This window comes from Pseudomonas sp., from assembly GCF_036404235.1.
In the GTDB taxonomy this organism is placed as follows: Bacteria; Pseudomonadota; Gammaproteobacteria; order Pseudomonadales; family Pseudomonadaceae; genus Aquipseudomonas.
This window is the reverse complement of record NZ_DASWOT010000190.1, coordinates 1-23,870: the sequence shown is the minus strand read 5'-3', so window position 1 is coordinate 23,870 and position 23,870 is coordinate 1. Positions and strand designations below refer to the sequence as shown.

Genomic DNA, 23,870 nt, shown 5'->3' with positions numbered 1-23,870 from the left:
GGAGGTTGCCTGACAGGCGCATGGCTCAAATTGACGCTGTCTGCGAGCGTGGCGTTCTGAAATAGCCGGCCAACCAGTGCAGCAACGGAAAGACGATTGCCCAGACCGCAGCCAGAATCAGCATGCTCGGCCAGAAACCAAGCGGCAAATGAACCGCTGTCAGTTGTGACCCGGCGAAATACGATGCTGGACCGCCAATCGCCCCCAGCAGGCTGGCAAGCCACCAAGGTCGTGCAGACCACGCCAGACAATGGTCCAGGGTGGTCGCCAGCAATGGCCAAAGTAAAGCAAGCCAGAGTGGAATCAACACACTGGCGTCGTTGAAATCGAAAACACCCAGTTTCAGCAGTGCGTTATCCAGCACTGTGCCTGAGGCCAACACCGCTAGCACCAGCTTTGCCTCGTTGCGCCACGAGCCGATCAGCGTGAAGTGCAGGGCGATAACAACTAATGTGATGACAAACCCATAAGCATTACCACCCAATACGCAGGCGGACCAGCCGAGCTGAAACAGCACAGCGTTGGCAACGTTCTTAAGCATCGAAGCGTCCCAGCAACGGCGGAGTCATGGCTTGGGGTTTTGCCAGCAATAATTGCGCGGTGCCGATGGTGCGCTCCAGGAAGCCACCCTCGCAGTAGCACAGGTAAAACTCCCACAGACGCAGGAAGTAATCGTCGTAACCCAGTTCGCCCAGGTAGCCATGAGCATGGCGCAAGTTGTCATGCCACAGGCGTAAGGTGCGCGCGTAATGCAGGCCGAAGTCTTCCATGTGCAGCAAGTTCATGTCGGTTTCGCGGCCGACGATGTCCAGCATGACGGCCACCGACGGCAGCGCCCCTCCCGGGAAAATATAGCGCTGGATGAAATCCACACTGTGTCTGGCCTGTTCATAGCGTTGCTCACGAATAGTGATCGCTTGAATCAACATCAGGCCGTCGCTCTTGAGCAATTGTGTGCATTGTTTGAAGTACGTGGGCAGGAAGCGGTGGCCGACGGCTTCGACCATTTCGATGGACACCAGCTTGTCGTACTCGCCAGTGAGGTCGCGGTAGTCCTCAAGTTTCAAGGTGATCCGTGCCTGAAGGCCCAGCTCGGCAATGCGTTTTTCGGTGTAGGCAAACTGCTCTTTGGAGAGTGTCGTGGTGGTGACTTGGCAGCCATAGTTCTGGGCTGCATAGATCGCCATGCTGCCCCAACCCGTGCCGATTTCCAGCAAGTGGTCGGTGGGTTTGAGTGCAAGCTTCTGGCATATGCGCTCCAATTTGTTCAATTGCGCTTGTTCAAGCGTGTCGTTGGGGCTAAGGAATTGCGCTGCGGAGTACATCATGGTCGGGTCGAGAAACTGCTCGAACAGGTCATTGCCCAGGTCGTAGTGAGCGGCGATGTTTTTCTGCGAGCCTTTGCGCGTATTGCGATTGAGCCAGTGCAGCGCCTGGACGAATGGACGACCCAGCCATGCAAGCCCGCCTTCCAAAGCGTCCAGCACATCAAGATTGCTGACAAAGACGCGAATCACCGCTGTCAGGTCCGGGCTGGTCCAGTAGCCGTGAATGAACGCTTCTGCGGCGCCAATTGAACCGTTACTGGCCACCAACCCCCAGGTGGCAGAATCTTGAATGTGTATTTCACCCTGGATTTTCGATCCGTCTCTGCCAAACACCTGGCGCTCGTTGGCCTCGGTGATGACCAATTGCCCGTGCCGCAGGTGTGACAGTTGCCGCAAGACTGCGCGTCGCAACAGCGTTGCGGTGAAATGATGGGTGCCAAGACCGGCTATTACGCTACTGCTTTTCATTGCGTCGATCCTTTGGCTGCGCGATGGCCGTGCGATAAGCGCTCTTGGCGGCCTGATGGGGAAAAATGGGCGTGCGCTTAACAAACAGCCGTGCCGCTTGCCAGTAAATCGCCAGGCAGGTCTTGGCCGTCATCCACGGGAAGCTGAGCAGATGGCGATGCAGCGCGCGGCGGGTCAGGGGCTGGCGCTGCAAGTTGAGGGTTGCGTCAAACACCTTAAGCTCCCCTTGCCAGTCGGCCATGTGTACGCCAAGCCGATCCGCTGGCTGGCTGAAACTCATGCGGTATTCAAGATCGAGCGGCAAAAACGGCGACACATGAAACGCCTTGGTCACGGCAACATGCTGATGCCCCTCGGACGAAGCGGGCAGCACGTAGTGATAGCGCTCGCGCCACGGCGTATTGGTGACTTCGCAGAGGATTGCGGCCAGCGTGCCGTCACGTTCGAAGCAATAGAAAAAACTCACCGGATTGAATGACAGGCCCCAACTGCGCGCCTGTGTTAACAGGCAAACACGGCCCAGCGCAGATTGGCCCAATGCCTGGCTCACGATGCAGCGCACCGCGTCGATCAGCGAGATGCCGCGCCCGGTGTAGTCGCGTAAATAATCGGTTGGACGAAACGAAAACGGCGCAAAGCGGCTTGTACCGGCCAGCGGCGACACGCCCAACACCGCGTCCTGCTCCTCCAGATCCAGGTACAACAGGCCAATGCGGTAAGTAAACGCATGGGCCTTGGGCGAGAAGCGCCGATGGGTGATCCAGCCGCTGTACAGGGCGCTATTCACAGGGATTCCCCAAACGCCGACGCCACGCGCAACGCGCTGACCACACCGTCCTCATGAAACCCACTGGCCCAGTAGGCGCCGCAATAATAGGTGTGTTGCACACCGAATACGTCCCGCCAGCGCTCTTGTGCGGCCATGCCCTTGAGGCTGTATTGCGGATGTGCATAACGAAAGCGGGCGAGAATTTTCGAGGGGTCGATGGCGGACGTCTGATTGAGACTGACGCAGAACGTGGTGCCGCTTTCGATGCCTTGCAGGATGTTCATCGCATACGTCACTGCTGCCGATTGATCGCCAGCGCCACCCAATCGGTAGTTCCAACTGGCCCAGGCCAACTCGCGTTTGGGCAGCAGGCTGATATCGGTGTGCAGCACAACATCGTTGTCGGCATAGGGCAGGGCGCCGAGTATGTCCTGTTCAGCAGCGCTGGGTTGGGCAAGCATCGCCAGGGCTTGATCGCTGTGGCAGGCGAAAACGACTTTGTCGAAGCGCTCACTGCCCGTTGCGCTGTGGATGGTCACGCCGTCCTTGTCGCGTTCTACCTTGTGGACGGGGCACTCCAGGCGAATCCGGTCTTTGAAGGACGCCGTCAGCGGTGCGATATAACGGCTTGAGCCGCCTTCGATCACGCACCATTGCGGGCGATTGTTGACGGACAGCAGGCCGTGGTTCTTAAAAAAGCGCACAAACAATTGCAGCGGAAACGCCAGCATGTCTGTCAGTGACATCGACCAGATCGCTGCGCCCATTGGCACGATGTAATGCTCGGTAAAGCGTCGGCCATAGCCGCCTGATTTCAGGTACGCGCCCAGCGTGGTATCGGCGGCGATGCGATGGCTTTGCAGGTCGTACAGCGCTTCTTTATTGAAGCGCAGGATATCGCGCAACATGCCCCAGAAGGTCGGCGAAAGCAGGTTGCTGCGCTGCGCGAACAAGCTGTTGAGGGTGTTGCCGTTGTACTCGGTACGGGACTTGGGGTCGCAGACTGAAAAGCTCATTTGCGTCGGTTTGAACGCCACGCCCAAGGTGTCCAGCAAACGGATGAAATTAGGGTAGGTCCAGTCGTTGAAAACGATGAAGCCGGTGTCGATCGCGTGAGATTTGCCATCGACCGTCACGTCAATCGTATGGGTGTGGCCGCCCACCCAGGTCGCGGATTCGAAGACCGTGATGTCGTGGGTACGATTGAGCAGCCAGGCGCTGGTCAGGCCGGAAATGCCGCTGCCGATGATCGCGACTTTCATTTCGCGCCCTCAACGTGGCTTGAGGTGCGGGCCAAGCGTTTGCCAATGGTCAGTTGCGCTCGTTCAGGCAGCAATGCCAGCAGTTTAAGGGCGAGAATGAACGCCGTCGGGAAGGCGATTTCCAGTGGCCGTCGTCGTTTTTCCAGGCGTTTGAAAATATAGCGTGCGGCTTTCTCGGCGGACCAACGCATGGGCATCGGGAAATCGTTTTTCGCGGTCAGCGGGGTGTCGACAAAGCCTGGGCTGATGATGGTGACATCTATACCCTCGTCGGCCACATCGATGCGCAGCGACTGCAGCAGATAACGCAGTGCGGCCTTCGAGCAACCATAGGCTTCGGAGCGGGTTAGCGGGAGGAACGCCACTGAGCTGGCGACGCCCACCAGATGCGGACGCTCGCCTTGGCGCAGCAGGATCAACGCTTCCTGAATGCAGTACGAGGTGGCGATCAGGTTGGTCTGAACCACACGCTCCAGCATGTTCGAGTCGAAGTTTTTTGCGTCGATGTATTCGCAGATCCCGGCGTTGAAGATAGCGGTGTCCAGCGCGCCCCATATTTGCGCAATGCGCTCGCCGATGGCCGATACCTGTTCGCTATTGTTCACGTCGCCAGGCGCCAGGAGCACCTGATGTGGAAAGCGCCTCTCCAGTGCCTCAAGCGGTGCAAGCGTGCGAGCGGTCAGTGCAAGCTTGTGGCCTGCCTTGAGCAATTCTTCGGCCAGTGCCAGACCGATACCGCTGCTGGCGCCGGTGAGCCAGATACGTCGCTTCATGCCAATCTCCTTTTTAGCCAGCGGATCACCGCACCGATGAGGGGCAAGTGCTCGTAAAGCATGGCGCCCGCGTCGAAGAAGTCTCGGTGTTGGAACACTTTGTTATCGCGCCATCGCAGATGCGAACAGCCCTGAACCTGAAGGGTCTTGCCACGACTCAGGCGCGGGTGTGAATAACTCATGCTCCAGCGCAGATAGCCCTCACCTTCGCGCACCTGATCGAAGGCGTGGAAATCGAACGTGAGGTTGTGGACCTTGGCGTACAGCTCGGTGAAGTAGGCGTGCAGGTCTCTGAGCCCTTGGACTTTATGAATCGGGTCGGCGAACGCGATGTCATGGCTGTACAGTTCAGACAGCCGATGCAGATTGTGCCTGTCCAGGGCGGCGAATCCCTGTGCGAAGTCGCACAGGAATTCACTCATGGCTTTCACCCGATGTTTGAAGGTGCGGCAAGGATCTAAATGCATACAAGGCGCGCTCCCGACTGCTCTTCAAGTCGACGATGGGGGCTGGATAGTCGGCATCGCCGAACAAACCTCCTTGCACCACCGGGCTGTGTACGTCTTGTTTGCTCAACCCCGCCAGTTCCGGCACCCAGTGCTTGATGAACACACCTTGCGGGTCGAAGCGTGCCGACTGGCTCAGCGGGTTAAAAATGCGAAAGTAGGGTGATGAGTCGGTGCCTGTCGATGAACTCCATTGCCAACCGCCGTTGTTGGCGGCCAGGTCGCCATCGATCAGATGCTGCATGAAAAAACGCTCACCATCGCGCCAGTCGAGCAGCAGGTTTTTACTGAAAAACATCGCCACGACCATACGCAGCCGGTTGTGCATCCAGCCGGTTTCCAGCAATTGGCGCATGGCCGCATCGACGATGGGAAAGCCCGTGCGGCCTTGCTGCCACGCTTGCAGATCGTCGGGCGCATGACGCCACTTCACCGCTTCGGTGTCCGGGCGAAAGGCACGATGGCGCGAGACCCTCGGGAAGCCTGTCAGGACGTGTTTGTAAAATTCGCGCCATAGCAGTTCGTTGATCCAGGTGATCGAGCCGGCGTTACCGGTTTCGAATTCGCCCTGGTTGCTGCGCAGCGCGGCATGTAGGCACTGGCGCGGCGAAATCACTCCGGCAGCAAGATAGGCCGAAAGTTGGCTGGTGCCGGGTTTCGCCGGGAAATCGCGCTCATCCAGATAATGCTCAATCTGGCCATCGGCGAAGGTTTCCAGACGCCTACGTGCTTCTTCTTCACCTGCTGGCCAAAGATTGCGCAGGGCTTCAGGCGGCGTGGGAAAGCCGTTTGCTTGCTCTGGGATGTTATCGCTTGGGATGTTCAGCGCTTGCTGTTTGCTCGGCAGCCGAACCTGTGGCGGCACCCCGTGGTGCAGGCGGGTGTAACACGTCTTGCGGAACTGGCTAAAGACCTTGAAATAGCCGCCGCTCTTGGTCAGCACTGTGCCGGGCTTGAAGAACAACTGATCCAGATGGCTCTGAAAATGGATGCCGACGCTGCTCAATGCAAAGTCCACCGCAGCATCGCGACGGGTTTCGTTGATGCCATATTCTTCGTTGACGTGGACGCTGTTGATTGCGTGTTTTTTGCACAGATCGAGCAACACCGCGGGCGCTTCATCCCACGTATCGGCATGGACGATCAGCAATGGCACGTTGAGCGCGCTCAGTGCCGTCTTGAGTACAACAAGATTACGCAGCCAGAAGTCGACTTTGCTGGCTGCATCGTCATGACTCATCCATTGCCTTGGGCTGATCACGTAGACGGCCAGCGTAGGTCCACGCTCCATCGCCCAGGCCAGGGCTGTGTTGTCGTGAACGCGCAAATCGCTGCGCAGCCATATCAGTTGCATGTTCATTCCTTAGATAAGTCCTAATCGCTGCAGAGCCACTTGGGCGGCAATCGGATCTCGGGTGAGAGTGAGTTCCGGGATCTCCCTGACAGATGCAGATAACTCGGCGCAATGGATGCGCACGGCTGGCCCTGTAAGCACAATCGGACAGGCAATATTGTTCAGCAGGCGCGGCAACTGGGCCACGTTCAGGGATTTACTCGAATACAGCAGAACGGCGCGTGGCTTGAGGTATTCACAGGCCAGCGCCAGTTCTCCCACCGGCAGCGGCCAATCGAAGACTTCGACCGGGCAATCGGCGCTGCTGATCAGCCAGGCGGTCAGCCACAGGTGTGGCTCAAGCGGTAGGTCCGATTGGTTGATCAGCAGGATCGGCACGCCATTGAGCTGACGGTTGTTGTGATAAAGGCGCGCTCCCAGTTTGCTGCGCAGCCATGAGTAGAAAAACACTCGCTCCAGTTGTGCGCCGAACTGGCCTTGCCAGCGTTCTTCGAGTGCAGCCAGTAGCGGCAGTAACAGCTGTTCGCACAAGGTCCGTGGCGGGTAGAGCGACATCGCTTGATTGAACATCTCGTCGACGCGTCGTTCCGCCAGTTCGCTGATGGCGTGTTGCAGCGTCTGGCGCAGAGCGTCCCAATCACTTTCAGGTGCTGCTGTGGGCGGTTGCGGCCTGTCGATCAACAGCTTGACCTGGCTGACGGAAACCCCGCGATTGAGCCAGGTCAAAATGCCCTGCACACGTTGTACGTGCTCGGCCGAATACAAACGATGACCCTTGGGCGTGCGATGCGGAACGATCAGTCCGTAACGGCGTTCCCAGGCGCGCAGGGTCACAGCATTAACGCCGGTCAAGCGCGCAATCTCGCGGATCGGCAGCCAGCCATAGTGGTCAGCATTGATGCTGGCTTGTGGTTGGTCTTGTTCCGGCAGTGCTTGGCGTGGGCTGTCCATGATTTAAATGGCGTTACGCAAGCTGAGGTTTTCCGGGTGCGGTTGCAGGTAAACCTGAAGCGCTACGTAGGGATCGGGGTGCTGGCGGAAGTGGTGTTTGAGCAGCGTCAGTGGCACCACCAACGGCACGATGCCTTGATGGTATTTATCGATCACCGCCTGGATTTCTTGCTTATCCTCGGCGCCGATGGTCTTGCGCAAATAACCACACAAATGCTGCAGCACATTGGTGTGTGTGCGGCGCGTGGCTGGTTTTTTCAGGGCGTTCATCAATTCACTGAAGTAATGAGCGCAGATTTCGGTGGGGTCGGTTTTGCCCATGTTGCCGAGCAGGTTGCCCAGTAGGCGATACTGCACCGGGTCATTGGCCATGAGCTGATATTTGTAGCGCGAGTGGAATTCGGTCAGCGTGCGGCGAGTGATGCCGTCTTGCAGTAGCACCTGCCAGGCTGCATAGGCGTAGACGCGGGTGATGAAGTTTTCGCGCAGTACGGGGTCGTTAAGGCGACCGTCTTCTTCGACTGGCAGATTCGGGTGACGGTCGCAGAACGCCTGGGCATAGATGCCTCTGCCGCCGCCATCGAAAGGCACGCCGTTGTCGCGGTAAACCTTGACCCGCTCCAGCCCGCAGGAGGGTGATTTCTGCATGAAAATGTAGCCGCAGATGTCGCTCATCTGTGTGGCCATGTGTTCGCCATAGTCGGCCAGCGCTTGAGTGACGTTCATGTCACCGTTGACTGAGCCGACAGCTTGCGGTTTTTCGGGATCACCCACCAAACGAATGGCTTCACGGGGGATCCCCATGCCAATGGCGACTTCTGGGCAGGCGGGGATGAAATCGAAATACTGACTCAGTGAATCGCAACACAGGTGCGATAGTTTGTGCCCGCCGTTGTACCGAACCTCAGCGCCCATCAGGCAGGCGCTGATGCCTAGCTTTGGCTTGGTGGCCGTAGGGGCTTCAAATGAATATGACGGCGCGGACATAGCAAAACCTCTGTGAACTTCTTGTACAGAGTGTTTGGTCTGTACAGCTTTTGTTCATCATAGGTTTGTACTTGTACAAGTACAAATTATTTGTACAGGTTTTGTCAGAGGATTGGGGATAGCTTAAAAACAGGTTGGAGCGAGGCCGGGCGGCGCTCCAACTGAGTCAGTGCGGGCTTAGGAATATGCAGGCTACTTCCAGCCCATCCACCACGACGCATCATTCTGCAATATCTGCCAGGCAAAGCGTTGCGCACGTCTAGTGATCACGGCCTGCAGCTCGACGTCCACTACAGTGCCTTCTTCATCACAGAACAACTCGGTGACGAGAAAGTGTTTCTCGCGGTCTTGAGGCTGGGCTGCTGTCCATTTCGACAGCAGCAATTTGCGTGGATTAAGACGATTCACTTGAGGTGTTCGAGCAGGCGCCGTGCTGCCTCCTGACCGCTAAGCCATGCGCCCTCGACACGGCCGGACAGGCACCAGTCGCCACACACGTACAGCCCTAGATCCGGATCGGACAAGGCGCCGACTTCTCGTGCGCTGGCCGGCTTGGCGTACAGCCAACGATGGGCGAGGGTGAACGCCGGAGCGGGGATCGAGCAGTTCATCAGCTCAGCGAAGGCACCGTGTAAATGTTCGATAACAAGCTCCTTTGGCATGTCCAGGTGTTGACGGCTCCAGGTGCTGGTGGCGTGCAGCACCCACGTATCCATCGTGCTGTCGCGCCCCGGCTTGCTGCGGTTGCGGGCCAGCCAGTCAATGGGGCTGTCTTGTACGAAACAGCCTTCCAGTTGGGTGTCCAGCGGCGTTTCGAAGGCCAGCGCCACGGCCCAGGTAGGGTCCATTTTCACGCTAGCCACGACACTTGCCAGTTTCGGTGCCGCCGCCAACAGGGTGGTTGCCTGCGGTGCCGGGATGGCAATCACGACCTGACTGAACGGGCCATGGTTGCGCCCGTCGGCATCGAGCAGATTCCAATGCTGTTCGCCGCGGAAGACTTCGGTGATGCGGCAGCAAAACGTGACGGGCATGTCACCGAGCATCGCGCGAGTGATGGCGCTCATGCGCGGTTTGCCGACCCAGCGCACTTGTTCGTCCGGCGACAAGCTCAGTTGTCCGCCATGAAAGTTGTAGAGCAGCGGCGTCCACTCAGCCACATGGCCATCGGCTTGCCATTGCTGCACGGCAGCGGCAAATCGACGATCACGAGCAGTGAAATACTGCGCGCCCATGTCCAGCGCACCCGCATCGCTGCGCTTGCTGGACATGCGTCCGCCGCTGCCGCGGCTTTTGTCGAAAAGATGGATGTTGTGCCCGGCGGCTTGCAATGCTCGGGCAGCGGAGAGTCCGGCGATACCGGTACCGATGATTGCGATAGGTACAGTCATAGGGGCCTCGTTACCTTGTCTGCACAGACTACGCCGTAGTTAAAACCTGTACAATATTGTTTTTCGGTATAACTTAGCGTCCTTCTACGACGAAGGGTGCGCTGCCTCTGATACGGCTCGAGGGTGAGTCTGACGCCTCGCGAAGGTTCTTCAACTATTCGAACGAGCAGTACGAGCATCGTTTTCTATTAGCGTGGCCTATGGTTCAACAGTGCGCTTGGTTCAAAGCGCGAACTGTGTGAAGAAATAGACTATTGATTTGCGATGAACGCCACGCGAGGAACTCTGTCATGCACATCTTGCTGACCGGCGGTACTGGATTGATAGGACGTCGGCTTTGCCGGCATTGGCTAAGTCAAGGTCATCAACTGACGGTGTGGAGCCGTAAGCCCCAAGAAGTTGCGAACCTATGCGGCGCGGGCGTGCGCGGTGTCGCCCATCCGGATGACATCGGCACGCAGCCTGTGGATGCGGTCATCAACCTTGCGGGCGCGCCCATTGCCGACAGACCGTGGACGCGCAAACGCAAAGCGCTGCTGTGGGACAGCCGCATCACCCTCACCGAACAGCTCATCACCTGGCTTGAACGTCGCGAGCAAAAGCCCAACGTGCTGATCTCAGGCTCAGCGGTTGGCTGGTACGGCGATGGCGGTGAGCGTGAGCTGAACGAAGACTCGCCACCTGTCAGCGAAGACTTCGCCAGCCGGTTGTGCATTGCTTGGGAAGAGACCGCAGTGCGCGCAGAAGCGTTGGGCATTCGTGTGGTCCTGGTGCGAACCGGTCTGGTGCTCGCCAATGAGGGCGGTTTTTTGCAGCGGCTGTTGCCGCCGTTCAAACTGGGCATGGGCGGCCCGATTGGCAATGGTCGGCAGTGGATGCCGTGGATTCACATTGAAGATCAAATCGCAGCCATTGATTTTCTGTTGAACCGGGAAGACGCCCGAGGTCCTTATAATGCCTGCGCGCCATCACCGGTTCGTAACCGCGAGTTCGCCAAAACCCTGGCCGCAATTGTGCACCGTCCTGCATTCATGCCTTTGCCCGCTGTCGCATTGCGACTGTTGATGGGCGAGTTATCTGTGCTGCTGTTGGGCGGGCAGCGGGCAAGCCCGAACCGGTTGCAGGCTGCCGGCTTCACTTTCCGATTCACCGATCTGCGCGCTGCCCTTCAGCATTTGTTAGGCCGCCACTGACATTAAGGTATTGCATGACCGATCACGCGTTGCTGCTGGTTAACCTGGGTTCGCCAGCGTCCACGGAGGTGGCGGATGTTCGTCGCTACCTCAATCAGTTTCTGATGGACCCCTACGTAATCGACCTGCCGTGGCCGGTCCGTCGGCTGCTGGTGTCGTTGATTTTGATCAAGCGCCCAGAGCAATCGGCGCATGCTTATGCCTCGATCTGGTGGGAAGAAGGCTCGCCGTTGGTAGTCCTGAGCAAGCGCTTGCAACAGGCGATGAGCAAGCAATGGACCGCCGGACCGGTTGAATTAGCTATGCGCTATGGCGAACCGTCCATCGAAACGGTACTGAAAAAAATCACCTCTCAAGGCATTAAGAAAATCACCTTGGCGCCGCTGTACCCGCAGTTTGCCGACAGCACCGTGACAACGGTGATCGACGAGGCCAAACGCGTAGTGCGTGAGTGCAAACTCGATGTGCAGTTCTCGGTGTTGCAGCCATTCTACGACCAGCCTGAATACTTGCAGGCGTTAGTGGACAACGTCCGCCCGTATCTGCAACAGGCCCACGATCATGTGTTGTTGAGCTTTCATGGTTTGCCGGAACGCCATCTGACCAAGCTCGACCCGACCGGCAACCATTGCTTCAAGGACGGCAACTGCTGCCAAAACGCGTCGCCCGAAGTCATCGCCACCTGTTACCGGGCGCAGTGCCTGCGTTCAGCGTCGGAATTCGCCCGGTTGATGGGCATTCCCGATGGTAAATGGTCGGTATCGTTCCAGTCGCGCCTGGGCCGCGCTAAATGGATTGAACCCTACACCGAGGCGCATTTAGCTGAACTGGCTGCGCAGGGCGTGAAAAAGCTGCTGGTGATGTGCCCGGCCTTTGTCGCGGATTGCATCGAGACGCTGGAAGAAATCGGTGATCGCGGCGCCGAGCAATTCAAAGAGGCGGGTGGTGAGGAGTTGGTGCTTATCCCATGCCTGAACGATGATCCAAACTGGGCAGCGGCGTTGAACCGACTCTGTGAGCGGGCGCCGTTGATGTTGTAGCTGATCTTGTTGGAGTGAGGCTTGCCCGCGAAGATGCCGGTAAATCCGATGCCTATCTATCGCCTGATTCATCGCCTTCGCGGGCAAGCCTCCAACAGAGTTCGGTTGCTGCACACTACGGCAACTGATCATCCAGATGCTTGTTCTTCCAGCTGTCGTTGCCCGGCAGTATCAGGTTCAGCACGATGGCCGTCACGGCGCATAGCGCGATGCCTTTCAGGCCGAAGTCGTCAGGTCCGTTGCCGGTGCCGATCAGTACGCCGCCGATGCCGAACACCAACGTGACCGAAACGATCACCAGGTTGCGCGCCTCGGCCAGATCGACTTTGTGGCGGATCAGCGTGTTCATGCCTACGGCGGCAATCGAGCCGAACAATAGGCAGAGAATCCCGCCCATAACTGGCACTGGAATGCTTTGCAGCAGCGCGCCGAACTTGCCGATGAAGGCCAGGGTAATGGCGAAAATCGCCGCCCAGGTCATGATCTTCGGGTTGTAGTTCTTGGTCAGCATCACCGCGCCAGTGACTTCGGCATAAGTGGTGTTAGGCGGGCCACCAAACGCGCCGGCTACAGTCGTGGCGATACCGTCACCGAGCAAGGTGCGATGCAGGCCGGGTTTCTTCAGGTAATCACGCCCGGTCACGCTACCGACTGCGATCACGCCGCCGATGTGCTCAATGGCGGGAGCGAGGGCAACCGGCACGATGAACAAAATCGCCTGCCAGTTGAATTCAGGTGCGGTGAAGTGCGGCAGGGCCAGCCAGGGTGCTGCTGCAATTTTCGCGGTGTCGACCACGCCAAAGTAGAACGACAGGGCAAACCCCACCAGCACGCCAGAGATAATCGGCACGAGGCGGAAAATGCCTTTGCCGAAGACTGCGACGATCAGCGTGGTCAGCAAGGCCGCCATCGAGATCGTGATGGCGGTGTGATACGGGATCAGCTCTGCCGCGCCGTCACCGGTTCGCCCCATGGCCATGTTGGCGGCGATTGGCGCCATCGCCAGGCCGATGGAAATAATCACTGGCCCGATGACGACAGGTGGCAGCAGACGATCAATGAAGCCTGTGCCTTTGATCTTCACCGCCAAGCCCAGGAAGGTGTAGACGAAGCCAGCCGCCATGACGCCGCCCATGGTCGCGGCCAGGCCGAACTGGCCTTTGGCGAGAATGATCGGAGTGATGAACGCAAAGCTCGACGCCAGGAATACCGGCACCTGACGCCCGGTCACTAGTTGGAAACACAAGGTGCCAAGACCTGCGGTAAACAGCGCGACATTGGGATCGAGCCCGGTGATCAGCGGCATCAGTACCAGGGCACCGAAGGCCACGAACAGCATCTGCGCGCCCGAGAGAATGGTGCGCCACGTTGGATCGTTGAACTCATCCTGGCTCATCAGGCGTCCTTTTGCTTGGTGCCGAAAATCTTGTCACCGGCATCGCCCAGGCCCGGAATGATATAACCCTGTTCGTTCAAGCGTTGGTCAATGGAAGCGGTGTAGATCATTACGTCGGGGTGCGCTTTCTCGACAGCGGCAATACCTTCTGGCGCGGCGACCAGCACCATGGCTCGGATTTCCTTGCAGCCTGCTTTCTTTAGCAGGTCAATGGCCGCGACCATGGAACTGCCAGTGGCCAGCATCGGGTCGATGATCATCGCCAGACGCTCGTGGATTTCCGGCACCAGTTTTTCCAGGTAGGTGTGTGCTTGCAGCGTTGCTTCGTTGCGCGCAAGGCCCACAGCGCTGACTTTTGCTCCTGGAATCAGGCTGAGCACGCCGTCGAGCATGCCGATACCGGCGCGCAGGATCGGCACCACGGTAATCTTCTTGCCGGCGATCTTTTCGACCTGGACGGTACCGGCCCAGCCCTTGATGTCGTAGGTTTCCAGCGGCAGGTCTGCAGTTGCTTCGTAAGTCAGGAGCGCGCCGACTTCCTGAGCCAGTTCACGGAAGTTCTTGGTGCTGATATCGGCTCGGCGCATCAGGCCGAGCTTGTGGCGGATCAGCGGATGGCGGATCTCACGAATGGGCATAAGGGGAGGGCTCCAGCGGGGGGTAAAAAAACGGCCTAGATTAATCTATTCACCTGTTACTTGTCTTACCGGTTAAGTTCAGGTTTCTTACACAGTGCAACGTTAGTCCATAAATGCTTGCCCTGATCCCAACGGATGCGTACCTTTGCCCGCTTTTCTTACATAGCCCCCTTGGAGAGCGTCATGTCCGCTGATCTCGAGCATATCCGTCAAATCATGCGCGAGGCTGACTGCCTGTACACAGAGGCCGAAGTCGAGGCCGCCATCGCCCGCGTTGGTCAGCACATCAATAGCGTGCTGGCTGATCGTAACCCCGTGGTGTTCTGCGTGATGAACGGCGGTCTGATTTTCGCCGGCAAGCTGCTGACGCATCTGAACTTTGCGCTGGAAGCGTCCTACTTGCATGCCACCCGTTATCGCAACGAGACCAGTGGTGGCGAGTTGTTCTGGAAGGCCAAGCCTGAGGTTTCGTTCATTGATCGCGACGTGTTGATCATCGATGACATTCTCGACGAAGGCCACACGCTGGGCGCGATCATTGATTTCTGCAAACACGCAGGCGCTCGTGCCGTACACACCGCTGTGTTGATCGACAAAGAGCACGACCGCAAGGCGCGGCCTGAGCTGAAAGCTGACTTCGTGGGCTTGCCGTGTATTGACCGCTACATTTTCGGTTACGGCATGGACTACAAAGGCTACTGGCGTAATGCCGCTGGCATTTACGCGGTTAAGGGGATGTAAGCGCATCGCGCGCTACCTCAGTTGGCGCGTGTACTCCGTGCTAGAGTGCTTTCCACTTTTTTCGGGAGGCACCCATGACGCTATCGTTTCGTAGTAAAGCGGCGCTGATGTTGCTGTTGAGCCTGCCGCTTCCCGCACTTGCCGAGCTCATGCACGGCCAATATTTGCCGCCCGACGAGCTTTCTGTGCGTGAAGGCGAGCCTGAGCAGCAGCAATTGCTACAGATCACCGAATACTCGGTGGTTGTCGGCAGTCAACGTCAGTCCAATCAGCAGCCGATTCCCGTAACGTCGCCTGTGGTGCTGCGTCTCAAAGGCAAGCCGATGAATAAGGGCGCGACAATTGTCAGCGTGCTGATTCATTTCGACGGCGAAAGCAAAAGCCTGAAAAAGCCCACATTCGACGACAAATCCCGAACCCTGACCCTTTATTACCCAGCGACGCAGTATCGAGTGCTGGTTGACCTGTTGCGCAATGAGAAGGTGTATTGCCAGTTCCTTAGCTACGCCAACGGTCACGTCTGGGCTGATATCCACACTGCAACGGTACGCGCGCGTTGAGCCCATGACCTGGCGAGGGGTAAACTGCCCGCCCGTGAAATGTTCCGTGAGTCAGTTGGAGTGAGTAATGCGTAAAGATAAGAAGCAGTTGATTGGCGATGAAATCGGCGATGCCCAGATCAAATTGTTCCTTGATTTCGAGCCGGTCGACGCTACTTCTCCATCACTGCACAAACTGATCAAGGCCTACCGGGGTCTACGTATCGACGATTTTGCGCGTTTTCTGGTGTTCTTCAAGGAGGCGGGCTACGACTTGGGTGGCAAGGATGAGCACGGCAATGACTTCGTCGCACTGATCAAGGATCAGCGCAACGCAGAGGAATATATAGAGTTGATCGACAAGGCCCGCGGCTGATCGTTTGAGCTTGATGAGGGCGCCTGCGGCAGGCGCCTCATCATATTCTGCTTTTATAAGTGTCATTGCAGTGGTTTAAGTAGTTATTACGTCTTGTAAAGACTGTTCCTACAGCATTTTTCTGCTTCGCCTCCTTTCATAACCAAACTTCGAGCACATACTTATCTACGTGCTTTCAGCACATAAACGTCGAGCAGGAAGCTCGCCACTAAATGAAAGGGAATTAAAATAGTGAAAAGTAATCGCTGTATAAGTAGTTCGATTGTTCTGGCCGCGTTAATTTTTCTGGCCCCTTACGCAAAGGCTGCCTATCCGAAAAATATGGCGGTGAGTGTGGATGTCTGGAATAACGCAAAACAGGACGTGTCCCTGACTTCCGCCAGTTGGTTCCCGGCCGGCACGGACCTAAGCCAGTACGTAATACCAGCGGATTATCCCAACGCTTCCTTCCTTATTACGCTTAATAATTCCAGAAATGACTTTGCAAACTTTCGTCTGCGCAGTGAGGGGAAAGAGTGTGAATTTAGAATTGCCCATGAGGTGAAGTTTCAGTGGTTCTCGATCAACCCTGTTCCTGCGAAAACTGCGAGCGCACGTTCGGTGGGGCGTGTTCCGGCAGAGTGCAGCGCATCTGTGATCAAAGGCGCTCAGTCACTCGCGGCATACACGGTAAGGGTTGGAATGAAATAACTTGAGTTTTATTAATTAAGCAATCGAAGACTGAAAGCCCCGCTGCGTGGGCGAGGCTTTCAGTTTTTTCACTGACTCAGAGCAGGCTCTGAATCAAGCAAAGCTTGGCGCTTCACTGTTCTCGACCAATCCCAGGCTCGCATCGCTCTGAGCGCTGACACGCTGATACAACTGCGCGTCGGTTTCCAGGGCTTTTTCCCGAGCAGGGAATATCTCGTTCAGCTTGGCGGCCCATTGAGTGTGGGTTTTTTCCGGGAAGCAGCGCTCAATCAGGTCCAGCATGATCGACACCGTAACCGAGGCACCCGGCGAAGCGCCGAGCAATGCAGCGAGGGTGCCGTCTTTGGACGAGACCAGTTCGGTACCGAATTGCAGAACTCCGCCTTTCTTCGGGTCTTTCTTGATGATCTGTACGCGCTGGCCGGCCACTTCCAGGCGCCAGTCTTCGGCCCTGACTTCAGGGTAGAAGCGACGCAGAGCATCCAGGCGTTGCTCCATCGACTGACGGACTTCGCTGATCAGGTATTTGGTCAGGTCCATGTTGTCGCGCGCCACGGCCAGCATCGGCGCGATGTTGGCGGCACGAATCGATAGCGGCAGGTCCATGAGCGAACCGTGCTTGAGGAACTTGGTCGTGAAGCCTGCGTAGGGGCCGAACAGCAGCGACGTTTTGCCGTCGACCACTCGGGTGTCCAGGTGAGGAACCGACATTGGGGGCGAACCCACCGCAGCCTGGCTGTAAACCTTGGCTTGGTGGTGCTTGACCACTTCTGGATTGTCACAGCGCAGCCATTGGCCGCTGACGGGGAAGCCGCCGAATCCCTTGCTTTCTTCGATGCCCGACATCTGCAGCAACGGCAGTGCCGCGCCACCTGCGCCGAGGAATACGAATTTAGCGTCGATTTCGCGGGTGCCGCCGCTGTTCACGTCCTTGATGGTGACGCTCCAGCCACTGCCCTTGCGCGATAGACCGGTGACGCGCTTGCAGTACTTGACCTGTGCATCCGGGCTGTTCGACAGATGCTTGAGCAGATTGTTGGTCAGGTTACCGAAGTTGACGTCAGTGCCGTGCATCACGCGTGTCGCGGCGATAGGATCATCGGCCGGACGACCGGGCATCATCAGCGGCATCCATTGCGCCAGTTTGGCTTTGTCCTCGGTGTATTCCATCGACGCGAAAGCGTGGTGGGTGTGCAGTGCTTCAAAACGCTTCTTCAGGAACGCGATGCCTTTTTCACCCTGAACGAAGCTCAGGTGAGGCACGGGTGTAATGAACGAACGCGTTGAGCTGAAAGTGCCTTTGCGGGCGAGGTAGGCCCAGAATTGCTTCGAAACTTCGAATTGTGCGTTGATGTGAGTCGCTTTCTTGATGTCGATGGAGCCATCAGCCGCTTGCGGCGTGTAGTTCAGCTCACAAAGACCGGCATGGCCGGTACCCGCGTTGTTCCAGGGGTTGGAACTCTCGGCTGCACCAGAATCCATTAGCTCGACGACTTCCAGTTTCAGGCTGGGATCGAGCTCTTTGAGCAGTACCGCAAGGGTGGCACTCATGATGCCTGCCCCGACCAGTACCACATCGACTGCTTCGTTATGCGCCATTTAACGCGTCTCCAAAATCTGCAGCACCAAATTGACGGCATGCGTTCCCGAGTTCATTTTCCAGGCATAGGGGGGGCGTGTTCGAGAAGTGCCCCACATAATCCTGATTGGGATCGCCATGTCCGATTCTTCGCAATTTTTTGCATCTTCAGCGGACGCCGCCGAACGAGCCCTGCGTGATGCTTTATAAAGCCAGCATGAACGCATTTTTTGGCCCGAAGAGCCATTCGACTATCGTCAAGGCATCCGGTTGTGCAACCAAATCCGTAGCGGACAGGCTTCAGGCTCCGGTCGTGGAGACTGCGCAGCAGCGGTCGGTCCTGTTCAAAGGGGCTGGGTCAGACGTTAATGGTGCATTTACACACGCGTAACTATTCATTTGCTCGCCACACTCTTGTGAAGTTGTGAAAACCCGTTTTTTTCACGCTCTTTTGAAGACGTGAACCTCAAAAAGGGCTGCGCGATGGCAGCTCTGGCAGATCAGGTGCGGGTCAGGCGCGTAAGGTTTGCGGTTAGAAAGGTTCGAGCAAATCGAGCGTTTTCTCACCGATGGACCGTGCGCGCTGGCTGGCACATGTCTGTGTGGAAGGCTCTCTGTGGGCGATACGGAGGAGTTGATACCAGGTATCAACGATGCTGCGAGGCCCGATCAGGAGACGTCCTTATAATCGGGGGGAGATTATAGCGATGAAACGTGCAGAATTGATCCAAATTAAACGACTTTATTCGCTGTTCGGTCACGTCACGATCAATTGCCGGGCGCTAATCGAACGCCCGCGTGGTGCGACACGGGCGCCAGAAGGCAAGGGTTGGTGCAGCCAGCTGAGTTTGGCTTCGGTTATTTCCACCCAGCCTTGACCTGTTGGCGGTGTGGCGCAGTGCTTGAATGACAGGCAGATACCCTGTTGGTTTAGTCGGGCGTAGTGACGATAGCGACGACGCAGTGAAAAGAGTGACCAGAGCAAGTCCATGGCAGAACTCCGTGTGGGTGGCTTGTGAAAAGAGTGTCGTAAGGCGATGACATCTCAATGACACTCCTGTGGCGGAACCGTGGCGGGTGACACTGGGTCCTATTTTTCAGCTAGTGAGCGATGTTGAGAGGTCGCTATACTGCGGCACATTTTGTGCCTGGCCCATGGAGAGATGAGCATGCTGCGTCGCCTTTTGTTCGGTTTGCTTGCTGTTAGCAGTTTGACGCTGGTGGGTTGTGCCCACAGCCCGCAATCCCTTAGCCCACAGCCGAAGTTGAACGCCCAGTTGGCGCCGGTCGGCCATGGTCAGCAGGTGGTGGTGCGTGTCGTCGATGGGCGCTCTTCCCAGACCTTGGGTACGCGCGGTGGCCTGTACCCGGAAACCAGTTCAATCACGGTCAGTGGCCAGCAATTGTTACCGCAGTTGCAGGCCCAGGCTGAAGCCGCTGTACGTTTGCTGGGCTTCACGCCGACAACGGGTGGCACCGGTCCTCAGTTGACCGTCACCCTGGCCGATTTGAAATATCAGTCGCCCAAAGAAGGCTTATACGTGACGGAGGCCAGTATCAGCTCGACGTTCCGTGCAGATGTGCAGAACAACGGTCGCAGTTACAGCGGTCGTTATGCCGCATCGCTGGATCAGCGTTTCGGCATGGCACCCAACGAAGAGACCAACACCAAGCTGGTGAGCGATGTGCTCAGCGACGCGCTGACACGCCTGTTCCAGGACCAGACGATCGGTCGCATTCTGGGTCAGTAACGCGCAATCGCTTGAAAGAAAGCCCTGGTTTCGTGAGAAGCCGGGGCTTTTTACAGCCTACAGAAGGCTCGTTGCAGATCAGATGTGATCGGAGGGCAGGCTCGGAATCACGCCGCTTGCTGATAGAAATTCAAAAAGCTGTAACCCGTATTCAGGTCTACCTCAGGCCAATCGTGATGCGCATGCCCGCCGAGGGCGCAATACACCAACCAGTGGCGGTCTTGCACGTTGAACGCCAAGGCGTCGATCAAGGCTTCCTGCTCGTCGCTCGGGGCGATCAGGTAGAGGCGGTCCTGGTTGTGGGCATGCAGCATAACGGGGCTCCAGTGCAGTGGATGTCGTGTTGAGGTGCCACACAATGGCCGGTTCAGGTGACGTTAAGGTGACACTCGTTAAATTGCCATGTAGATCCAACAGAATCTGCGGCGTCACTGATTCCGACGCCATCGAGGCCCTCATGTCGCTGCTCCCGCTTTCCCCTGCGATGACCTTGAACCTGTTCGCGCTATTGGCGGCCGGCCCTGGTGTTTGGCTGCTGTACATCACGCGCAATAGGGAACAACGTGAAAACGCTCATTTGCACACGCTCACTGAGCAGGCGCAGATCGATGAACCGATGCATTTGATGGATGTTCCGACGCTGCACCTGATCCGCATCTGCTACCGGATCGGCGTAACGTGCCTTGCGTTTGCGTTGTTGATGTCATGGGCCAGCACCAAGCTCTGATCGCTGGCCAATCCCCCAACGAAAACGCTTTACAGTGGCAGACCGGCCTTGACCCTGTACTGATTGCGCACGGGCGTTGCGTATTGCTGCACAAGATAAGGACGATGTTCGTCGGGACAGCCTTGCAGACGGCGCTCCCATTCCTCTTCAGCGCGGGCCAGTTCATCGGCGGCAAACACTTGGGCGGCGGTAGGCACATTCAGGCTCGGATCGGCGTCGGTCCAACGCGCATACGCCAGATAATGCACGGGGAACAGACGGTAACCGCCGAGAATCTGCCGGTCCATTTCGATCGCCAATTGCTTGGTGTCATCGAACAGTTCGGTGATCGGCGGGGCGAAATTCACATGCACACGGCCTTTGTAGCCTGTAATGCCCAACGCGATGCTGACGTCATCCTCGCCCGGCGCTTTGGTGTAACTGCCGGTGGTGGCGCGGATGAACAATTCGCGCGCCTTGGCGTGATCGCACGGGTCGTATTCGTAGCTGATCGATACAGGCGTCAGGTTTAGAGACTTGATCACTTCACCGAACGGCTCGTTCTTGCGGCTCATGTGGAACATCTTGAGGATTGCCGATTCGGTGCGGTCATCGCCGTCTTTGGCGCGACCTTCGGCCTGGGCGATCCAGATCGACTCGCAATCGGTGCGAATAGAATGGTTGATATACGCTGACAACAGCTGATACGCGGCCATTTTTTCTTTGCGGCCAATGATCGAGCGGTGAACGATGAAGCTTTTGTTCAGGCGCATCAGGTCGCTGACAAAAGGCTTTTGCAGCAGATTGTCGCCGATAGCGATGCGTGGCGTCGGCAGGCCCGCGTGGTACACCGCGTAATTGACGAACGCCGGGTCCATCACGATGTCGCGGTGGTTGGCCAGAAATAAGTACGCAACGCCGGACTTGAACTGCTCGACGCCGGTATAGGTCACACCATCGGTGGCGCGCTCGATTGTATGGTCGACGTAATGTTCGACTTTGTCTTGCAGTGCCGCAACTGTGTCGATTCCGGCAAATTGGCGTCGCAGCTTACGCGCGATGGCGGGCTGCAGGGCCCAGCCCAGTGTGTTGGCAAGGCGTGGGAAGCGGAAATGGGTGAGGATTGCGAGGAACGCCTTGTCACCCAGCAGCCGTGCGAGTACGGCTTTTACTTCGGTGTCGTTGTAAGGTCGGATGGCATCGAATTCGCCCATCATGCTCTCTTGTTGAAAACGGCTAGGGTATAGGGGGCCGGCGCTGGGGAAACAAGCCCGGCAGGCCGTGTGAAAACTACTGCGGGCTGGGCGCCTTCGGCGTTAGGCGCGTAATGCTGCGTTAAAAACAGGCGGAAAATGCTCATTTAGAACACCTAGAGTCGGTCGCGACCCCGGCCGCTTGTCCGCCTGTTACCTTCGCTCGCTACGTTTTCACACACCCTGCCCGGGTTGTAGTTATCAAGACCGGCCTTCAAATGAGCGGCGATTATACGCAAAACTGGCACTGGAGACCGTGATGCACGAAATACAACCGTCTGCACCTTATGAGTGCCCTTACTGCGGTGAACCGGGTGAGACCACATTGGATCTCTCGGAAGGGGACAATCATTTCATCGAGGATTGCCACGTGTGCTGCCGTCCGATTGAGTTTCAGCTCCAGACCGATGGTGAGCAATGGGATCTGCAAGTGCGTGCCGAGAACGATTGATGCGCAAAATCTACGAGCCGGAAAACCTGATGGAAGGTGAGCTGTTGCAAGGCATGCTCGCCAGTGAAGGTATCCAGGCGCATATCACAGGGCGGCATCTGCTGGGAGCTATCGGCGAACTGCCGGTATTCGGGCTGCTGGGCCTTTCGGTCGACGATGATCTGGCCGATCGGGCACGGCAGCTGATCACTGAGTACAATGGCGCCTTTGTGTTGCCTGGCGAAGAGCCGGACAGCTACCCCGACGTGTTGCTGTGCTGAATCGCTTCGAGTTCTGCGTCGTTCGCCTTCAAAAAGAGTTGCCTTGAGCCCATGTGTGGACGTTATGCGCTGTTTCGTTGGACGCCCGCGTTTGCGGCCTTGCCCGGTTTCCCCGCAGACCAGAAAGCCCAGTGGAACATCTCGCCCACCGACTCAGTGCTAATGGTGCGCGCAGTGGCTACCGCAGACGATGGCGAGCAGGGCAGGGACGTGGCGCGGGCCCGCTGGGGCCTGACTCCGCCGTGGTTAACCGATATGTCCCGCACACCGGCGCATGCCCGCGCCGAAACCATTGCTGAGCAACCGATGTTTCGCCAGGCGTTTCGCGAGCGTCGCTGCCTGCTACCAGCCAACGGGTTTTACGAGTGGCGCGGAACCGCGCGTAAGCGGCCATTTTGGTTGACGCCTGGGGAGGGCTCGACGTTGTATTTCGCGGCCATTTGGGAAGCCTACCCCGTTGAAGGGCATACCTATTTGAGCGTGGCAGTGGTGACTCAGGCGGCGGCCAATCAGCGGCGACCACTGATTCTGGATGCAGCAGGGCAGGCCGCATGGCTGGCGAGCGATACCGCGTTGCCCGTCCTGCAATCGCTGCTCGCCGCCCCACAGAGCGCGCTGCGCGAGCGGCCGTTGGCGAATCTGGTGAATGATCCTAAGCTCAATGCGCCGGAGTGTTTGACGCCTTTGTAGCGGGCTCAAGGGGGTAGCGATTTTTCCCCATCGCAAATGAATCCTCAGCCATCTGGCACATGCGTACCGTATTGCCTAGGATGGGCGCCAGGTTTTTCAGGAGAATTTAGATGCGTCAGACATTTGTACTCTGTGCCTTGGGCGCGGCATTGCTGATCGGTGGTTGTCAGGCTGTCAACACCACCAGCGGCGACTCGGTGGGCGTTGAACGTAAGCAATATATGTTCAGCATGCTGTCGACCGATCAAGTCAACCAGATGTACGCGCAGTCGTATCAGGAGACGGTCAGCGAAGCCTCCACCAAAGGCGTGCTGGATAAAGACAGTGCCCAGGCCAAGCGTGTCCAGGGCGTAGCGAGGCGCTTGATCGCCCAGGCGCCCAAGCTACGCCCGGATGCTGCGCAGTGGCAGTGGGAAGTGACCCTGATCAAGAGTGATGACCTGAACGCCAATTGTGGGCCAGGCGGCAAGATCATCGTCTACACCGGGCTAATCGATACACTCAAACTCAGTGACGACGAGCTAGCGGCGGTGATGGGGCACGAGATCGCCCATGCGTTGCGTGAACATGGACGTGAAGCCATGTCCAAAGCCTATGGCATAGAAATGGCGAAATCGGGAGCCGGAGCCTTGCTGGGCCTGGGGCAGGACAGCTTGGCGCTGGCAGACACCGTGGTGAACTACAGCCTGACGCTGCCTAACAGCCGCTCCAACGAAAACGAAGCGGACCTGCTTGGCCTGGAGCTGTCGGCGCGTGCGGGCTATAACCCCAATGCCGC

29 protein-coding genes are annotated in these 23,870 nt (G+C 57.5%); 12 read left to right on the top strand and 17 right to left on the bottom strand.

The genetic code is table 11. From position 1 onward, the window contains the following. Positions 1-25 precede the first annotated feature (25 nt). From VGC62_RS23870 to VGC62_RS23820, 11 genes are all read right to left on the bottom strand, one after another. Positions 26-541 (bottom strand): DUF2878 domain-containing protein, encoded by a 516-nt coding sequence (locus tag VGC62_RS23870; RefSeq protein WP_331189542.1) that lies wholly within the window; start codon positions 539-541, stop codon positions 26-28. Next, complete coding sequence (locus tag VGC62_RS23865; RefSeq protein WP_331189541.1) at positions 534-1,796, bottom strand: cyclopropane-fatty-acyl-phospholipid synthase family protein; 1,263 nt, start codon at positions 1,794-1,796, stop codon at positions 534-536. Before VGC62_RS23865 ends, VGC62_RS23870 begins: the two co-directional genes overlap by 8 nt. Then, positions 1,783-2,583: a DUF1365 domain-containing protein gene (locus VGC62_RS23860; RefSeq protein WP_331189540.1), complete on the bottom strand. Its 801-nt coding sequence runs from the start codon at positions 2,581-2,583 to the stop codon at positions 1,783-1,785. Before VGC62_RS23860 ends, VGC62_RS23865 begins: the two co-directional genes overlap by 14 nt. Then, on the bottom strand, positions 2,580-3,827 hold the full coding sequence (locus VGC62_RS23855; protein ID WP_331189539.1) for an NAD(P)/FAD-dependent oxidoreductase: 1,248 nt from the start codon (positions 3,825-3,827) through the stop codon (positions 2,580-2,582). The genes VGC62_RS23860 and VGC62_RS23855 overlap by 4 nt, the downstream gene beginning before the upstream one ends. After that, complete coding sequence (locus VGC62_RS23850) at positions 3,824-4,600, bottom strand: SDR family NAD(P)-dependent oxidoreductase (RefSeq protein WP_331189538.1); 777 nt, start codon at positions 4,598-4,600, stop codon at positions 3,824-3,826. The genes VGC62_RS23855 and VGC62_RS23850 overlap by 4 nt, the downstream gene beginning before the upstream one ends. Continuing rightward, positions 4,597-5,022, bottom strand: a complete 426-nt coding sequence (locus VGC62_RS23845) for a nuclear transport factor 2 family protein (RefSeq protein WP_331189537.1) — start codon at positions 5,020-5,022, stop codon at positions 4,597-4,599. The genes VGC62_RS23850 and VGC62_RS23845 overlap by 4 nt, the downstream gene beginning before the upstream one ends. After that, positions 5,015-6,460 (bottom strand): deoxyribodipyrimidine photo-lyase, encoded by a 1,446-nt coding sequence (gene phrB / locus VGC62_RS23840; RefSeq protein ID WP_331189536.1) that lies wholly within the window; start codon positions 6,458-6,460, stop codon positions 5,015-5,017. The genes VGC62_RS23845 and phrB overlap by 8 nt, the downstream gene beginning before the upstream one ends. Before the next feature lie 9 nt (positions 6,461-6,469). Beyond that, entirely contained in the window at positions 6,470-7,411 is a 942-nt protein-coding gene (locus VGC62_RS23835) for a MerR family transcriptional regulator (protein ID WP_331189535.1), read from the bottom strand. Positions 7,412-7,414: 3 nt separating this feature from the next. Next, positions 7,415-8,398 carry a DUF523 and DUF1722 domain-containing protein gene (locus tag VGC62_RS23830; protein ID WP_331189534.1) on the bottom strand — a complete coding sequence of 328 codons (984 nt, stop codon included), beginning with the start codon at positions 8,396-8,398 and terminating at the stop codon, positions 7,415-7,417. Positions 8,399-8,590: 192 nt separating this feature from the next. Continuing rightward, entirely contained in the window at positions 8,591-8,806 is a 216-nt protein-coding gene (locus VGC62_RS23825) for a TIGR02450 family Trp-rich protein (protein ID WP_331189533.1), read from the bottom strand. Continuing rightward, positions 8,803-9,789 (bottom strand): NAD(P)/FAD-dependent oxidoreductase, encoded by a 987-nt coding sequence (locus tag VGC62_RS23820; RefSeq protein ID WP_331189532.1) that lies wholly within the window; start codon positions 9,787-9,789, stop codon positions 8,803-8,805. The genes VGC62_RS23825 and VGC62_RS23820 overlap by 4 nt, the downstream gene beginning before the upstream one ends. A gap of 290 nt (positions 9,790-10,079) precedes the next feature. Between VGC62_RS23820 and VGC62_RS23815 the strand changes: the two genes are divergently transcribed. Further along, positions 10,080-10,982: a TIGR01777 family oxidoreductase gene (locus VGC62_RS23815; protein ID WP_331189531.1), complete on the top strand. Its 903-nt coding sequence runs from the start codon at positions 10,080-10,082 to the stop codon at positions 10,980-10,982. A gap of 14 nt (positions 10,983-10,996) precedes the next feature. Beyond that, entirely contained in the window at positions 10,997-12,022 is a 1,026-nt protein-coding gene (hemH, locus tag VGC62_RS23810; RefSeq protein WP_331189530.1) for a ferrochelatase, read from the top strand. A 115-nt stretch (positions 12,023-12,137) separates the two neighbouring features. Here the strand turns inward: hemH and VGC62_RS23805 are convergent, their stop codons facing one another. After that, positions 12,138-13,418, bottom strand: coding sequence for a uracil-xanthine permease family protein (locus tag VGC62_RS23805; RefSeq protein WP_331189529.1), 1,281 nt, complete (start codon positions 13,416-13,418; stop codon positions 12,138-12,140). Next, positions 13,418-14,056 carry a uracil phosphoribosyltransferase gene (gene upp, locus VGC62_RS23800; RefSeq protein ID WP_331189528.1) on the bottom strand — a complete coding sequence of 213 codons (639 nt, stop codon included), beginning with the start codon at positions 14,054-14,056 and terminating at the stop codon, positions 13,418-13,420. Before upp ends, VGC62_RS23805 begins: the two co-directional genes overlap by 1 nt. Positions 14,057-14,239: 183 nt before the next feature. On the opposite strand from upp, the gene VGC62_RS23795 reads away from it, so the two are divergent. The 4 genes from VGC62_RS23795 to VGC62_RS23780 all read left to right on the top strand — a co-directional run bounded on the left by VGC62_RS23795 (position 14,240) and on the right by VGC62_RS23780 (position 16,402). Beyond that, the gene (locus tag VGC62_RS23795; protein ID WP_331189527.1) at positions 14,240-14,797 is read left to right on the top strand and encodes a hypoxanthine-guanine phosphoribosyltransferase; all 558 of its coding nucleotides are present in this window, start codon (positions 14,240-14,242) and stop codon (positions 14,795-14,797) included. Positions 14,798-14,871: 74 nt separating this feature from the next. Continuing rightward, positions 14,872-15,357, top strand: a complete 486-nt coding sequence (locus VGC62_RS23790; protein WP_331189526.1) for a hypothetical protein — start codon at positions 14,872-14,874, stop codon at positions 15,355-15,357. A 67-nt stretch (positions 15,358-15,424) separates the two neighbouring features. Further along, positions 15,425-15,712, top strand: coding sequence for a PA4642 family protein (locus tag VGC62_RS23785; protein WP_331189525.1), 288 nt, complete (start codon positions 15,425-15,427; stop codon positions 15,710-15,712). A gap of 231 nt (positions 15,713-15,943) precedes the next feature. Continuing rightward, positions 15,944-16,402 carry a hypothetical protein gene (locus VGC62_RS23780; RefSeq protein WP_331189524.1) on the top strand — a complete coding sequence of 153 codons (459 nt, stop codon included), beginning with the start codon at positions 15,944-15,946 and terminating at the stop codon, positions 16,400-16,402. Between the two features lie 93 nt (positions 16,403-16,495). Here VGC62_RS23780 and mqo read toward each other — a convergent pair whose 3' ends face one another. Continuing rightward, positions 16,496-18,001, bottom strand: a complete 1,506-nt coding sequence (mqo, locus tag VGC62_RS23775; protein ID WP_331189523.1) for a malate dehydrogenase (quinone) — start codon at positions 17,999-18,001, stop codon at positions 16,496-16,498. A 737-nt stretch (positions 18,002-18,738) separates the two neighbouring features. Next, positions 18,739-18,972: a hypothetical protein gene (locus VGC62_RS23770; protein ID WP_331189522.1), complete on the bottom strand. Its 234-nt coding sequence runs from the start codon at positions 18,970-18,972 to the stop codon at positions 18,739-18,741. Positions 18,973-19,150: 178 nt separating this feature from the next. On the opposite strand from VGC62_RS23770, the gene VGC62_RS23765 reads away from it, so the two are divergent. Then, positions 19,151-19,732: a YajG family lipoprotein gene (locus tag VGC62_RS23765; RefSeq protein WP_331189521.1), complete on the top strand. Its 582-nt coding sequence runs from the start codon at positions 19,151-19,153 to the stop codon at positions 19,730-19,732. A 107-nt stretch (positions 19,733-19,839) separates the two neighbouring features. On the opposite strand, the gene VGC62_RS23760 is transcribed toward VGC62_RS23765, so the two are convergent. Further along, complete coding sequence (locus VGC62_RS23760) at positions 19,840-20,046, bottom strand: hypothetical protein (RefSeq protein WP_331189520.1); 207 nt, start codon at positions 20,044-20,046, stop codon at positions 19,840-19,842. Positions 20,047-20,189: 143 nt separating this feature from the next. On the opposite strand from VGC62_RS23760, the gene VGC62_RS23755 reads away from it, so the two are divergent. After that, the gene (locus tag VGC62_RS23755; protein WP_331189519.1) at positions 20,190-20,459 is read left to right on the top strand and encodes a hypothetical protein; all 270 of its coding nucleotides are present in this window, start codon (positions 20,190-20,192) and stop codon (positions 20,457-20,459) included. 29 nt (positions 20,460-20,488) lie between these two features. On the opposite strand, the gene VGC62_RS23750 is transcribed toward VGC62_RS23755, so the two are convergent. After that, positions 20,489-21,652, bottom strand: a complete 1,164-nt coding sequence (locus VGC62_RS23750) for a 1-acyl-sn-glycerol-3-phosphate acyltransferase (protein WP_331189518.1) — start codon at positions 21,650-21,652, stop codon at positions 20,489-20,491. Positions 21,653-21,950: 298 nt separating this feature from the next. On the opposite strand from VGC62_RS23750, the gene VGC62_RS23745 reads away from it, so the two are divergent. The 4 genes from VGC62_RS23745 to VGC62_RS23730 form a co-directional block, all read left to right on the top strand. Beyond that, positions 21,951-22,142: a CPXCG motif-containing cysteine-rich protein gene (locus VGC62_RS23745; RefSeq protein ID WP_331189517.1), complete on the top strand. Its 192-nt coding sequence runs from the start codon at positions 21,951-21,953 to the stop codon at positions 22,140-22,142. Continuing rightward, positions 22,142-22,402 carry a DUF2007 domain-containing protein gene (locus tag VGC62_RS23740; RefSeq protein WP_331189516.1) on the top strand — a complete coding sequence of 87 codons (261 nt, stop codon included), beginning with the start codon at positions 22,142-22,144 and terminating at the stop codon, positions 22,400-22,402. Before VGC62_RS23745 ends, VGC62_RS23740 begins: the two co-directional genes overlap by 1 nt. Positions 22,403-22,453: 51 nt before the next feature. Further along, positions 22,454-23,092 (top strand): SOS response-associated peptidase, encoded by a 639-nt coding sequence (locus tag VGC62_RS23735; protein WP_331189515.1) that lies wholly within the window; start codon positions 22,454-22,456, stop codon positions 23,090-23,092. A 110-nt stretch (positions 23,093-23,202) separates the two neighbouring features. Continuing rightward, positions 23,203-23,870, top strand: a 668-nt coding sequence (locus tag VGC62_RS23730) for a M48 family metallopeptidase (RefSeq protein ID WP_331189514.1), incomplete at its 3' end; no start/stop codon positions are given.